This is a genomic window from Streptomyces sp. NPDC048650 (assembly GCF_043199095.1).
Taxonomy (GTDB): Bacteria; Actinomycetota; Actinomycetes; order Streptomycetales; family Streptomycetaceae; genus Streptomyces.
Genome location: NZ_JBICVM010000009.1, coordinates 152,407 through 164,909, shown reverse-complemented (window position 1 = coordinate 164,909; position 12,503 = coordinate 152,407). Strand labels below are relative to the sequence as shown.

14 protein-coding genes and 1 pseudogene are annotated in these 12,503 nt (G+C 70.5%); 9 read left to right on the top strand and 6 right to left on the bottom strand.

Features of this window, described 5'->3' with window-relative positions; genetic code table 11:
- Positions 1-6 precede the first annotated feature (6 nt).
- A complete protein-coding gene (locus tag ACGFML_RS25325; RefSeq protein ID WP_393547303.1) occupies positions 7-1,230 on the top strand; it encodes a cytochrome P450 in 1,224 nt (407 codons plus the stop codon).
- A 71-nt stretch (positions 1,231-1,301) separates the two neighbouring features.
- On the opposite strand, the gene tgmB is transcribed toward ACGFML_RS25325, so the two are convergent.
- Complete coding sequence (gene tgmB, locus ACGFML_RS25320) at positions 1,302-2,231, bottom strand: ATP-grasp ribosomal peptide maturase (protein ID WP_393547301.1); 930 nt, start codon at positions 2,229-2,231, stop codon at positions 1,302-1,304.
- A 6-nt stretch (positions 2,232-2,237) separates the two neighbouring features.
- The gene (tgmA, locus tag ACGFML_RS25315) at positions 2,238-2,429 is read right to left on the bottom strand and encodes a putative ATP-grasp-modified RiPP (RefSeq protein ID WP_393547299.1); all 192 of its coding nucleotides are present in this window, start codon (positions 2,427-2,429) and stop codon (positions 2,238-2,240) included.
- Positions 2,430-3,379: 950 nt separating this feature from the next.
- Between tgmA and ACGFML_RS25310 the strand changes: the two are divergent.
- Positions 3,380-3,562 (top strand): annotated as a pseudogene (locus tag ACGFML_RS25310) (hypothetical protein); the annotation flags it as partial.
- Between the two features lie 215 nt (positions 3,563-3,777).
- Here the strand turns inward: ACGFML_RS25310 and ACGFML_RS25305 are convergent.
- The 3 genes from ACGFML_RS25305 to ACGFML_RS25295 all read right to left on the bottom strand — a co-directional run bounded on the left by ACGFML_RS25305 (position 3,778) and on the right by ACGFML_RS25295 (position 5,553).
- Positions 3,778-4,272, bottom strand: coding sequence for a hypothetical protein (locus ACGFML_RS25305; RefSeq protein ID WP_393547297.1), 495 nt, complete (start codon positions 4,270-4,272; stop codon positions 3,778-3,780).
- A gap of 46 nt (positions 4,273-4,318) precedes the next feature.
- On the bottom strand, positions 4,319-5,053 hold the full coding sequence (locus ACGFML_RS25300) for an HAD family hydrolase (protein WP_393547295.1): 735 nt from the start codon (positions 5,051-5,053) through the stop codon (positions 4,319-4,321).
- 173 nt (positions 5,054-5,226) lie between these two features.
- A complete protein-coding gene (locus ACGFML_RS25295) occupies positions 5,227-5,553 on the bottom strand; it encodes a plasmid stabilization protein (RefSeq protein ID WP_393547293.1) in 327 nt (108 codons plus the stop codon).
- A gap of 392 nt (positions 5,554-5,945) precedes the next feature.
- Here ACGFML_RS25295 and ACGFML_RS25290 point away from each other — a divergent pair, with 392 nt between their 5' ends.
- The 4 genes from ACGFML_RS25290 to ACGFML_RS25275 all read left to right on the top strand — a co-directional run bounded on the left by ACGFML_RS25290 (position 5,946) and on the right by ACGFML_RS25275 (position 8,299).
- Positions 5,946-6,500, top strand: coding sequence for a hypothetical protein (locus ACGFML_RS25290; RefSeq protein ID WP_393547291.1), 555 nt, complete (start codon positions 5,946-5,948; stop codon positions 6,498-6,500).
- A 54-nt stretch (positions 6,501-6,554) separates the two neighbouring features.
- Positions 6,555-7,046, top strand: a complete 492-nt coding sequence (locus ACGFML_RS25285; RefSeq protein ID WP_393547289.1) for a hypothetical protein — start codon at positions 6,555-6,557, stop codon at positions 7,044-7,046.
- A gap of 179 nt (positions 7,047-7,225) precedes the next feature.
- On the top strand, positions 7,226-7,690 hold the full coding sequence (locus ACGFML_RS25280) for an SRPBCC family protein (RefSeq protein ID WP_393547287.1): 465 nt from the start codon (positions 7,226-7,228) through the stop codon (positions 7,688-7,690).
- A 225-nt stretch (positions 7,691-7,915) separates the two neighbouring features.
- Complete coding sequence (locus tag ACGFML_RS25275; RefSeq protein ID WP_393547286.1) at positions 7,916-8,299, top strand: hypothetical protein; 384 nt, start codon at positions 7,916-7,918, stop codon at positions 8,297-8,299.
- A 146-nt stretch (positions 8,300-8,445) separates the two neighbouring features.
- Here ACGFML_RS25275 and ACGFML_RS25270 read toward each other — a convergent pair whose 3' ends face one another.
- Positions 8,446-9,582, bottom strand: coding sequence for a hypothetical protein (locus ACGFML_RS25270; RefSeq protein ID WP_393547284.1), 1,137 nt, complete (start codon positions 9,580-9,582; stop codon positions 8,446-8,448).
- 69 nt (positions 9,583-9,651) lie between these two features.
- On the opposite strand from ACGFML_RS25270, the gene ACGFML_RS25265 reads away from it, so the two are divergent.
- The 3 genes from ACGFML_RS25265 (at position 9,652) to ACGFML_RS25255 (ending at position 12,495) form a co-directional block, all read left to right on the top strand.
- On the top strand, positions 9,652-10,143 hold the full coding sequence (locus ACGFML_RS25265; protein WP_393547282.1) for a MarR family winged helix-turn-helix transcriptional regulator: 492 nt from the start codon (positions 9,652-9,654) through the stop codon (positions 10,141-10,143).
- A gap of 98 nt (positions 10,144-10,241) precedes the next feature.
- Entirely contained in the window at positions 10,242-10,964 is a 723-nt protein-coding gene (locus ACGFML_RS25260; RefSeq protein WP_393547280.1) for a hypothetical protein, read from the top strand.
- A gap of 706 nt (positions 10,965-11,670) precedes the next feature.
- Positions 11,671-12,495, top strand: coding sequence for an LLM class F420-dependent oxidoreductase (locus ACGFML_RS25255; RefSeq protein ID WP_393547278.1), 825 nt, complete (start codon positions 11,671-11,673; stop codon positions 12,493-12,495).
- The last annotated feature ends 8 nt before the right edge of the window (positions 12,496-12,503 follow it).

The following is a 12,503-nucleotide window of genomic DNA, read 5'->3' as shown; positions in this document are numbered from 1 at the left end:
TCCACCATGACCTCAACCACCCACCAGCACACGGCCTCGGAGCTGTTCGCCCAGGCCCTCCGCCACGAGCACCGCGCGAACCCCTACCCCTACTACGAGCAGTTGCTCCGGCAGCCGATCGTGCGCATGGACGACGGGACCTGGCTGGCCGCCGGTCACCGCGAGATCAACCAGCTGCTGCGCGACCCGCGTATCAGCGCCGACCGGCTCCCCCCGGAACACCAGCGGCCGATCCGCAAGAGCCTGCTGGTCGAGGACCCGCCCCGCCATGACCAGCTGCGCCGCCTGGTCACCCAGCAGTTCGTTCCCCGCGTCCTGGGCATGCGCGACCACATCGACGCACTCGTCACCGGGCTGCTCGACGCGCACACCAGCGAGCGGCCGGGACAGCTGGACGTCGTCGCCGACCTGGCCTATCCCCTGCCGGTCACCGTCATCTGTGAGCTGCTCGGCGTGCCACGCGAGGACGAATCCCTCTTCGGCGGCCTCGCCCGCCGGCTCACCCGGGGCCTGGACCCCATCGACACCCAGACCGAGGACGAGATCCGCGAACTCCAGCAGGCGCGGGCCGAGTTGCAGCAGTACCTCGAAGGGCTCATCGCACGGTGCGGCGCCGCCCCCGGCGACGACCTGCTCTCCGGCCTGATGTACGGCCAGGACACCGGTGGCCCGATGGACCCCGTGGACCTCCGCGTCACGCTCGGCCTGCTGCTGATCGCCGGCCACGAGACCACCGTCAACCTCATCGCCAACGGCACCCTCGCTCTGCTGCGCCACCCCGACGCCCTCGCCCGGTTGCGCGCCGACCCCGACCTCGCCACTCCGCTCGTGGAGGAGGTACTGCGCTACGACCCGCCGGTGCAGATGTCCGGACGCAGCACCCTGGCAGACGTCGACATCTCCGGCACCACCATCCCCAAGGGTTCACGCGTCCGTCTGCTCCTCACCGCCGGCAACCGCGATCCGCAGCGCTTCGCGGACCCGGGCCGGTTCGTACCCGACCGCCCCGACAACGCCCACCTCGGGTTCGGCGGCGGCATCCACTACTGCATCGGCGCCACCCTTGCCCGGGCCGAAGCGCAGATCGCCCTGACGGCACTCGCCCGCCGTCTGGAGTCCCCCCGCCTGGTCGCCGACCCCCCGCCCTACCGGGAGAACGCCATCCTGCGCGGCCCGGAGAGCCTCCCGGTCTCCTTCACCCGCCTCGTACCCGATGCCGGCGGGGCCTGATCGGTCGGCTCAGGGCCCCTCCCCGGGCGAAGCGGCCGCAGACGGCGACCGCGCCACGTTCGTGACGCCGGTCAGGCGAAGTGGTCCCTTGCCAGCCATGCGGCGATGTCCTCGGCGATGGGCTGGTCGGTGGCGAGCTGGATGAACGCGAACTGGCCGCCCTGGTTGCATTCGAGGAACCACCAGGTCCCGTTGCGGTCCTCGGCGAAGTCGAATGCTCCGTAGGCAAGTTGAGCGGTGTCCATATAGGCGGCCACCGACCGGCGGACGTGGTCGGGGACTTCGGCGGGTTTCCAGGCGCCGCTCTCCGTGAAGCGGCCGTCCACCTCCTCGCAGTCGGCTTCCTTACGGGCGGCGAAGAGGTGACCGCCGACACAGGTCAGCCGGATGTCGGCCTGCTTGCGGACGTGCTGCTGGAGCAGGGTCGGGCCGGCCGCGACCGAGGTGAAGTCCGCGTCAGGGCTGATACGCGTGGTGGGCAGCACCATCGGAGGGTCGTCAGGATGCTTCCCGGAGACCGACTTGACCACGAGGTCCTGATAGGTGGCGGCGAACTGCCGCGCGACCTCGGGAAAGGAGGTGATCAGCGTCGCGGGCACAGTGAAGCCGCTCTGCTGGGCGACATGGAGCTGCCACGGCTTGTGACGGGCCTGTCCGGCCGCCGCCGGATGGTTCATCCAGCGCGCCCGGGTAGAGGTGAGCATGCCGTAGAGCGCCTGCTCGGACTCCGCGGTGAGCCAGGTCGACCGTTCCTCTGCGAGGGCACCCGGTGTGCCGGGCCGGCGGACCCACACCGAACGCAGGCTGCTCAGGCTCACCATCCGCTCGTCCGTCCTGAGGTAGCCGTGAAAGCCGTTACTGGCGTAGTCCGCCGAGAGGTCGACCCGTCCGGGCAGGTCGGCGGGGTCGAAGCGGACGAGCGGCGCGCCGAGGTCGTGCAAGGCCGCGACGACCATGTCCGCGGTCAAGTCTTCCTCGCAGGTAAGGACCAAAACGGTCATGGGCGTTCAGTCGTCGAAGTGGGTCTTGGAGCCGGCGGTGGACGCGGTGGTGCCGGTGGCCAGCAGGACCGCCCGACTGCTGGTGGCGGGTCGGCCGTCGGGCAGGACGTTGAGTTGCCGCGTGGCGTCGTAGTTGTACGGGGTGGCGGCCACCGACTTCACCACCGGCCGGGCGTAGTTCAACGCAAACGGACGCATACCTTCTCCTTTAAGACCGCGTACTCCGCCTCCAAGCCACGGTCAGGGACGGGCATCGCACAGGACAACTCTGAACAGATGACGCAACAACTCGCTCAAGAGTTGCCATCTTTGCTCGTTTTCCGCGATTCACTTGACGGAGCTCACACTCGAATGCGTTCAGGAAGTGACACCTTCGCCGGAGGGTGAGAACTTGGCGACTGCCGTGGAGGGGGCAGCGGGGCAGGACGGTAGTTGCCGGAGACGGCGAGGTTCGCACCCAGGGTCAGGTTTCGCCCCCTTGGCGGTGGGTGTGAAGTCGGCGAAGAGTCGATAGGCGCCGGCCGCCGGACGTTCGGCGTCGACACTCCACGTGCCGTCCGACGACCGCGTCGGGTGCAGGTGCCGGCGGGTGCCCAAGTCCCGCGAGGCGAGGACCAGATGGAGTTCCCTGTCGTGCTCGCGCTGGTAGGCCGTGACCTTCCGACCGGCGTCGTCACGGATGACGAAGCGGAGCTTGGACTTCTCTGCCGCAGGAACGCGCGGGGTCCTGAGGTCGAGGCGGTAACCGCTCTCCGACCTGCAACCCGCCCGGCGGCATGTCGCGACCGCCTCCCGTCTGCTCCCCTTCCTCCCCTTCCCTTCCTCCTCCGGGGCATCGGTGCGGTCGTGCCCTGCGTGGGTCGCGGGTTCGGCTGCGCCACCGATCGGGGCCACGGCATCACCCACCCCGTAAGCGGCGCCGCATGCGGCGGCCAGCACGGCGGCGAAGGCGGTGATCCTCAAAGGGGCGTTCATCGAATTCTCCGCCGGCGACACAGGGTGAGGGTATTCATGACGGAGAATCTATACCCCCAAGGGGTATAGATTAAGTCCAGGAGAAGTCCAGGACTCCTCAGAAGGACCCATGTCCGACTGCTGTACGCCCGAAGGAAGTTGCGCGAGCGGCTCGACGATGAACACTGCGACCACGCAGAACGCTCGGCGCGATCCGGTCGAACCTCTTCTGGGCCTTCCTCTGCAACGTGACCGCCCTGCCGCTGGCCGCGGCCGGCTTGCTGAACCCGATGATCGCCGGTGCCGCGATGGCGTTCTCGTCGATCTCCGTGGTCGGCAACTCGCTGCGGCTGCGGGGCTTTTCCCCCCAGGCATGAAGCTCCCCGTTCACGAAGGCGGTCGCCATGGGGGTGATGAGCGCGGTCCAAGGGCCGTCCCGCAGTCCCCGGCGGGTCATCCCTTGGACCGCGCCGTCGGATGCGGTGCAGGGCTCGTACGTGAGCCGACAGCCGGGCCGCGGTGATGTCGTCCGGGCCGGCAACGGGGCGGTCGAGGCCGGCGGAGGTGTCGGCTGTCTCGGCGGTAGCCGGGTTCAGGTCAGCAGTCGGATGGCCGGAGACCGGGCGTCGGTGGCGAGCGGGGCCGCGCAGTGGGCACAGACCTCGTTCACCGGGCGGACCTGGTTGCTCTGAATGCTGAAGGACCCTGTCTCGTGCGACTGGAGGCAGTCGTATCCCGCAGAGATACGGACCCACGGAGCGCGTGTCAGCGCGGTTGCCGGCCGGTCCCGCTCGGTGTCATGGAAGGGGGCCCACCAGTAGTCGACGACGGTCCGGAGTATCAGCCGGTCCCGCCTGCTGGTGACGTCGAAGCCGGCGATGCGGGCCGCGGTGGGGTGTGGCGACCTCTTGTCACCCGTGCAGACGGCCAGTTCCGCGCCGTGTTCGAAGCGAGTGATGCGCCCGGTGCGCCCGCAGATGAAGCAGTCCAGGTTCAGCTCGAGCTTCTTCTGCCAGTGAAGGTTGTGGGAGCGCTCGCTATGGAGCGGCAATGCCAGTTCGGCGGTGATCTCAACGGTTCGCAGCACCCCTTGATCCTCCCAGCACGGCAACCGCTCCCCTTGCCCCTCCGTCTCAGGGCGGGTTGAGCCCCACCAGTCGCAGCACGGCGTCCAGTCCTCGGTTCGAGCCGGGAGCCGCCCCCGCGGGCAGTACGTACGAGCGCAGGCCCGCACCGGCCGCGTCGCCGTCCTTCGCCGGATGGTCGCCCACCATCAGGGTCGTGGCCGGTTCGGCGTCCAGTTCACGGCACGCGTGCCGGAACAGCACGGGATCCGGCTTCTCCGTGCGGTGTTCGTAGGAGTGCACCCAGGAGGAGAAGAAGCGGTCCAGGCCGTGGTGCGCGAAGGTGGCCCGCAGATCCCACCCGACATCACTCACCACACCCAATGCCAGCCCCTCGGCGGCGAGTTGACACACGGTGGACTCGGCGTCGGCATAGGGCACCCAGTGCTCCGGCGACATCAACTGGGTGTAGAGCGCGTCGGCGACCGGCGCCAGCTCGGGGACCGAGGCGTACCACGTCGTGAAGGCGTGACGATGAGCGGTCGACGACACATCACGGGCGCGCTGGGCCGCCACTACGTCAGGATCGAGGAGCCCGGCTTCCAGCCCGCTCAGCAGGCGGTCCATCGTGGTCTCGTCCACCGGCCGGGACAGCGCCGCGCGGATCCGGTCCGCGTAGGTCCCGATCTGGAACAGCGTTCCGGAGAAGTCGAAGAGCACCGCCCGGACGGCGGCTCGGGGGCCGTCCGGTTCGGCGGAGGCGCGGATGGGCCCTTCCGGACCGCAGACGGGGATGCGACGCATCCGATCTTCCTACCGCAGTCCCGGCGGCCGGACCAGCCCGCGCAGGGCCCGGATCGCCCACCGCCGGGCCGAAGTCCGCGGGCTCCGCCCGGGGCGCAACGCCACAGGCGCGGCACCGCCGGCGGCTCCCCGTGGACGCCCGGGCGGTGCCACACTCGCGGAGACGCGCGGCCTCAGCGGCCGAGGGCTTCGCGCAGTTGCTGCTTGTTCATCGAGGAGCGCCCCTCGACGTGCTTCTTCCTGGCCTCTTCGTACAACTGGTCCTTGGTGGGGCCCTGCGGGCCGCTGTGGGAGCGTTCGCCACCACGCTGAGGGGCGGATTTCGGGTCGCGGGTCGAGACCTTGCCGGGCGATTCCGCCTCGCCCGCGCGGGCCCGTTCCTTGTTCACGGTGCGTGCGGCGACCTCCTCGGCCCGCTTCTCCGAGACGCCGTGCTCCAAGGCGTTCTCCTTGATGTGCTCGTACTGCCGCTGACGCTTTCCGCTGGCTCCTGCCGGCATGATCCCTCCTCGTTGTCCTCGTAGTCCTCGCTGGCCTTGCTGGCCTTGCTGGCCTTGCTGGCCTTGTTTCGCAGACCTGGTGCGTGCGGTTCCAGGGCGCGTTCCCGCATCCGGCACCGTTACGGCCGCAGGGGACGCTCCTACCACTTCACGCCGAAATGCCGCCGTCCGCGACACCGACGAATCCGACCGGCCCCTCTCCTCCGGCCGGCCGGGAAGGCCGCACCGGTACCAGTTGCCGTCCCTCGCTTGGCAGATCAGAGTGAGAGAAGAGCGGTTTTGCGAGATGCCGGCACGCATCACGAGCGTTCTCGGCACGCTCGAACGGGGACCGGGACGGCTGTTCCTCGCCGATCCTGATGCTCCCTCGGCGACAGCTAGCGGAGGACCCGATGTCGACTGGGACTCTTATCGTGATCATCGTGCTTGTCGTGGTCGTACTGCTGGCCTGCGCGCTGGCGGCGTGGTGGGTCAGGCGCCGCCGCCATCTGCAACAGCAGTTCGGCCCTGAGTACGAGCGGACGGTAGCGGCCAAGGACAGCCGTCAGGAGGCCGAGCGGGATCTGCGGGGGCGCGAGGAGCGCCACGACGCGCTGGACATCAAACCGCTGTCCGCAACCACCCGCGACCGGTACACCCACGAATGGGACGGCGTGCAGGAACGGTTCGTGGATCAGCCGGACACCGCGGTGCAGGAAGCAGACCGGCTGGTGACGGCGCTCATGAGCGAGCGCGGCTACCCCACCGAGGGCTACGAGCAGCAGCTCAAGGACCTTTCGGTCGAGCACGGGCGGACACTGGAGCACTACCGCGCCGCCCACGAGGTCAACGGCCGCAGCAACCGGCAGGAAGCCACGACGGAGGAGCTGCGGGGGGCGATGGTGCACTACCGCGCGCTGTTCGTCGAGTTGCTGCACAACGGCGAGCGACCGCACGACCGGTCGTGATCCAGCGGGCAGAGGCCCGGGAGGGCTTGTCCGGACAGAAAGGAAGGCGGAGCGATGGCGCGCAGAGAGGTACCCGAGCCCGGGGCGGGCGGCCTGTCCACAGACGACCTCGCCGGTGCACGGCAGGATACCGGCGCGGTGGCGGGCGAGCCCGAGACCGAGCCCGTGACGCAGGTGCCCCCCACTTTTCCAGGGGAGGCCACGGACACCGGCCGACGCGCTCCGGAGGAGAGCGAGGGGCGAGCGGATCCGCTCACCCGGGGAGGAGCCGAGCAGACCGAAGAGCCGCTGCTCGGGCCCGAACAGTCCGAGTTCCGTACCAGGTGGCAGCGGATCCAGAGCGAATTCGTCGACGACCCGCGCAACGCCGTGGGCGCGGCCGACACCCTGGTCGCCGAAGTCATGCAGGCGCTTGCCACGACCTTCTCCGAGCACAAGTCGGGTCTCGAAAGCCAGTGGCACCGCGGTGAGGAAGTGGCGACGGAGGATCTGCGCGTCGCGCTCCAGCGCTACCGATCCTTCTTCAACCGGCTGCTCAACACCTGAGACCGTCCCGTCGCCATGCATGGTCCGTGCCACGCCCGGCCCCCGGCACGGATGAGGCGGCCCTCCGGCCGACCATGTGCCGGGGGCCGCGTCTGCGGTGACTGGCTGCACCGACCACGCACGGGGCGGAGTCCTAGGCTGATGGCGGGGGCCGGCAATCGGTGAGGCGGTACGAACCCATGGCGGTACGGCACCAGCTGATCACAACTCCGCCCGAGGTGGTCTGGGCGGTACTGGCGGACGGCACGCGCTACGAGGACTGGGTGGTGGGCACCGAGGATTCGCGCCCCAAGGACGGCAGCTGGCCGCAGGTGGGTTCCGCGATCGTGTACACGGTGCGCCTGGGGCCCTGGAGTCTCGAGGGCCACACTGTCGTCCGCCGCAGCATCCCGCCCCGCGAACTCGAGCTGGAAGTGGACAGCGGTCGCCTGGGTACCGTACGCGTCGCCATCGACGTGCGCCCATGGGGCGCGCACACGCTGGTCGTCCTCGACGAGCACCCGCTGGCGGGGCCGGCCGGTCGCCTGCACAATGCGGCGTTCGACGCCCTCCTCCAGCTGCGCCACCGCGGCATGCTCAAAAGGCTCGCCGAGGTGGCCGAGAGCGCCGGGGGGAGAGCCCCGGCAGGCGGGGCGGTGCCGTAGCCGGACACGACCGGTGGCGGCCGGTGCGGGGCGAAGATGCGGATGCCGCGGCTGGCCCTCAGCCTGGGAGTACAGGAGTCTCCGCCACCGGGACGGCAGGGTCGGTCAGGCCCGGGCCCGGTGCGCGTCGAGGGGCTCCGCGCCTGGCGGGGACGGCACCGCTGCCCGTCCGGGGCTTCGTGAGCGCCCGGTCTCCGCAGGCGAGGCTCGACACAGGGAGCAGACGTGACCAGACACCGGAAGTCCTCGCACCCGAGGATGGGCGAGGGCCCGAGCACGCACAAGGGAACCGAGCAGCACGGCTGGGCATCCGACGTGGACCAGACCGAGCAGCAGGAGAACGAGAGTGCGCATCGGTCGTTCCACCCCGAGCGGTACGCGCCCAAGAAGGGCAGCGGTGACGAGAAGGACAGCACCAAGGAGAGCGGCGGGCGGGAGAAGGTGCCGCCGGCGAGCGAGGTCAAGAGCGAGACGCGCAGCGGCGAGCGGCGCGCCGCCGAGAAGGACGAGAAGGGCACGCGGGACATGGGGGCGAAAGGCCCCTCACGCCGGCCCAGCGGCGGCAGGGACGCGGAGTCCCACACCGGTGTCGACCCGCAGAACCCCTGATCCCCTGGCATGCCGTGCCACCGGGCGCGGCCGGGGCGGGCGCGCACCGCGTCGCCCCCGATGCGTCACCGGGGGCTCACGCCGCGCCCCGGCCCACGGCCGGGGCGCACTGCCCGGCCGCCCCGGCCGAGGAACGGTTCCGCCGCCTACGGGGTGTCGGGCCGCAGCCCTCCCACTCCGCCGCCGCCGTCCAGCGGCGGGATGCGCCGCTGTGCGGCGAGTGCGGCGGCCGGGTAGCGCGGATCGGGTCGCAGGGCGTACTCGCGCAGACATGCCTCGGTGAACTTGATGACATGCTCATCACCGTGTTCGGCCGCTCGTCCCCCGAGTTCCACCATCGACGGCGGCGCATCCGGCAGTTGTGACCGCCACACCGACGTCCCCTCGTCGCGCCGGTCGACGGTGAACGCCAGCAGGAACGCGGCCTGCACCTGCCAGAGTTGGGCCACCGTCTGCGCATGCACCTCGTGCGGCAGATGCGGAAGCACCAGGCGTACGGCGGCAGGTGCGGTGACGCCGTGGATCAGCGGTACCGGGTAGACCTCGGGGTGGCCGAGGTAGACGTCGGCGAACTGGACGGTCATCTCGCTCAACAGCCGGGGCGCCTGCTCGGGGGCCAGCCACTCCAGTGCCTCGTGATAGCCGGGGAGCCGCCCGAGGCCGTCCAGGCGCTCGCGGGCCGTTCCCGGCGCCAGGCCGCCCTCGTGGGGCACCCGGGGCAGCGCGGCGACCGCGGCGGACAGTGCGTACCGGCCGCGCAGCCGCGGTCGGCCGGGCAGCTCGGTGTAGCGGGCCGCCCAGTAGGCCAACCCCCTTGCCAGTTCCTTCAGTTGGAACCCGGTCGGCTCCCCGCCCGCCGCGTACAGGCCGCGTACGGCGTGGGCGGTGCGGATGAGGCCGTGGGTCAGCCCGGCGAACAGCCCCGGGATCAGCCGCGGCCACCAACGGGCGAGGACGTCCCGCCAGTGCGCCTCGGCCAGCTCGCGCCCGAAGAGACGCTCCCAGTCGCCGGCGCGACCGACGTCCCCGAGCGCGGAGCGCCAGCAGGACTCGTCCGCGGGGTCCAGGGCGAAGCGGGCGGCGGGCGGTTCGTGGTGCTCCATCGCGCGCCGGTAGCGGCCCACCCACCGGGCCACCTCGTCCTCCTGTCCGAGCACGGCGAGCGCCTCGGCGCCCATCGGGCCGTGGTTGGCGAGATCGACCCCCTGCCCGCGTTCGTATCCGAGGTCGTCCATCCGTTCCAGCGCGTCGTTGACCGCGTCGCGGTAGCTGATCGACGGCACAGGTCCCTCATCTCCTCAATATTCGGTTATCCGAACAGTTTGGATTTCCAAAGCATCTACACTCGGAGTATGCACCACACCCACGAGGCCGGGGAAGCTCCCCGGATGCCGACCCCACAGGACGTCCAAGTCGTCGGCCTCGTCCCCCTGTTGGAGCCGCACTTCCGGGGTGCGGTGGTACGGGCGCTCATGCCGGACCAGCTGCGCGAGGCGATGGAGTCCCACGGGCTGACGCCTCGCCACGGCGCCGTACTCCCCCAACTCCTGGCCGCGCAGCCGCTGACCGTCGGCGAGATCGCCCGGCGGCTGCAGGTCTCCCTGCCCACCGCCAGCGAACTGGTCGGCGGGCTGAGCCGAGCCGGCATCGTGGAACGCACGGAGGACCCGACGAACCGCCGCCGGACCCTGGTGTCGCTGTCCGAGACGTACCGCGCGCCCCTGGAAACCTTCGTCGCCCGACGGGGTGAGCCCCTGCTGCGCGCGCTGGACGGGCTGTCGGCCGACGAGCGTGCGGGGTTCCTGGCCGGACTCCGGGCCTGGGTACGAGAGGTGCAGGACTGACCCCGAACTCTTCGCGGGCACCCGCACGTCACCCCGCCCGCCGGACGGGCAGCGGCAGCGGCAGGCCGACCGTCGGGCCCGTAGGACAGGATGGCCGCATGACACGCACCCCAAGGGCCTTACCCCTGCCCGCACTGCCCGCGCTGTCCCTGCTGTCCGTACTGTCCTGCGTGCTGATGACCGGTTGCGGAACGGAACGCGCAACGGTCCCCGGACAAGGCGCCGAAGAAGCCCGCGGACCGGACGTCGGCCGGCGTGAACTGGCAGGTCGTGCACGCGCGTTGGGTACCGAGCTGGACATGGTGTACGTCACCGAGGTGCCCGGCTACCGGCTGGCGGCCCAGTCCGTCGGCGTACACGGCGACCACGGCTTCGAGGGAACGTACGTCGCGTCGAAGAACGGCGGGATGATCCGGCTGGTCGTGGATGCCGGAGCCGTCGACGGCACACACTGCACCACGCCCGAGATACCCGGCTCCGCAGGCCAGAAGGTGTCCTGCGCGTCCGATCACGGGCTCTGGTACCGCACGTCGTTGTCGGCCCACGAATACGCCTTCCAGGACGGCACCCGGGTCATCAGGCTCAGCGCCGACCGCGCCACCGTCAAGGACGAGACGCTCCGCCAGGCGGCTCACAGCGCCCATCGCGCCGGCAACGCCGAACTGGACGCGGTACTGCCGAAGACGAAGGGCGACGTCAGCGGGCACGACGGCAACGGGCACGGCGGGAGCCAGGGCGCGACCGAGCGCGGCGATCTGCCGACGACCGGAGACGGAGCCCCGCAGGACCCGCCGGGTCTGACCGAGGGGACGAGCGGCTGACTCCCGAGCCGGACCGGATCACGGGGCCCGGCCCGCGCGAACGGAGCGCCCCGAGGCGGGGGCGACCGTTCGGATCACGGGACCGAGTTTGACCCCTGCCAAAGGGGGGAGGCGCCGAGCCGGACGAAGAGAGGTGGTAATGCCGTGATCTCCCCCGGCCCGGGCAACGGGCATTGGGTACGAACCCGAACAGCGGAAGACCGAGCCGCTTTCCTGTCGGAGCAGCGTGCCGAACAGGAGCGGATGTCGCGTCCGGGCACGGGTGCCCTGATCGGCCTTGTCGCAGCGGGGTGCCTGCTGGTCGCCTGGCTGCTGTGGGCGATTCTGTGACTCCTTGATCGGCAGCAGGGCCCCTGCCTCCTTGATGCGCAGCAGGGCCCCTGCCTCCTGCCGGTGCTTCCTGGCGGTGCCTCCTGCTCCTGCCTCCCGCTGATCGGTCAGCAGCTGCGGCAAGGCCCGGAGTCATCGCGCCGGTTGAGGTGGTATCGGCTGCTCCCCGTGTCCTGCTCTGTCTGTCCATGGGGGCAGCCGTACTCGACGCACCGGCCTCACCGTCGGCACGGCCCGCGCCCTCCGCCGAGGTCGTGATAGCCCAGTCGGCCGCACGGGCTGTTGTTGCCGGGGCAGGTCGGGGTACCTCGCCATCGACCGCGAACCGCACCCGGGAACACAAGAACCCAGGATTCAGGGAACCGAAGGAGCCGTCGTGAAGTTCGGTGCAGCGACCTTCATCACCGACCAGGGCATCGCGCCGACGGCGCTGGGCCCCGCGGTGGAGGAGCGGGGGCTCGACTCCCTGCTCATCGCCGAGCACACCCACATCCCGGTGGACCGCCGCTCGCCGTATCCGGGCGGCGGCGAGCTGCCCGAGATCTACTACCGCACCCTCGACCCGTTCGTCGCACTCAGCGCCGCCGCCGCAGTAACCGAACGGATCCTGCTGGGCACGGGCATCGCCCTGGTGGCCCAGCGCGATCCGATCGTCACGGCCAAGGAGGTGGCGTCGTTGGACCTGGTCTCCGGCGGGCGGGCGGTCTTCGGCGTCGGTGTCGGCTGGAACCGGGAGGAGATGGAGAACCACGGCACGAACCCGCGCACCAGGGGCCGCCTCGTGGACGAGCGGCTACAGGCCATTCGTGAACTGTGGACGAAGGACAAGGCCGAATTCCACGGGGAGTTCGTCGACTTCGCCCCCGTCTACTCCTGGCCGAAGCCGGTGCAGCGCCCCCACCCGCCGATCTACGTGGGTGGCGGCGAGGGCGCCTTCAGCCGGGTGGCCGCCTTCGGCGACGCCTGGCTGGCCAACAGCGTGCCACCCGAGGAACTGGGACCGCAGATCGACCGGATGCGGAGCATGGCGGGCCGTGAGGTGCCGGTGACCGTCTACGCGGTGGAGAAGGACCCGAAGGTCATCGAGCAGTACACACGGCTCGATGTGGAGCGGCTGCTGTTCTATCTGCCGACGATGCCGGAGAGCGAGACGCTGGCGTATCTCGATGAGGTCGCGGGCGTCGCGGCACGCTTCCGGTGAGCCGTCCG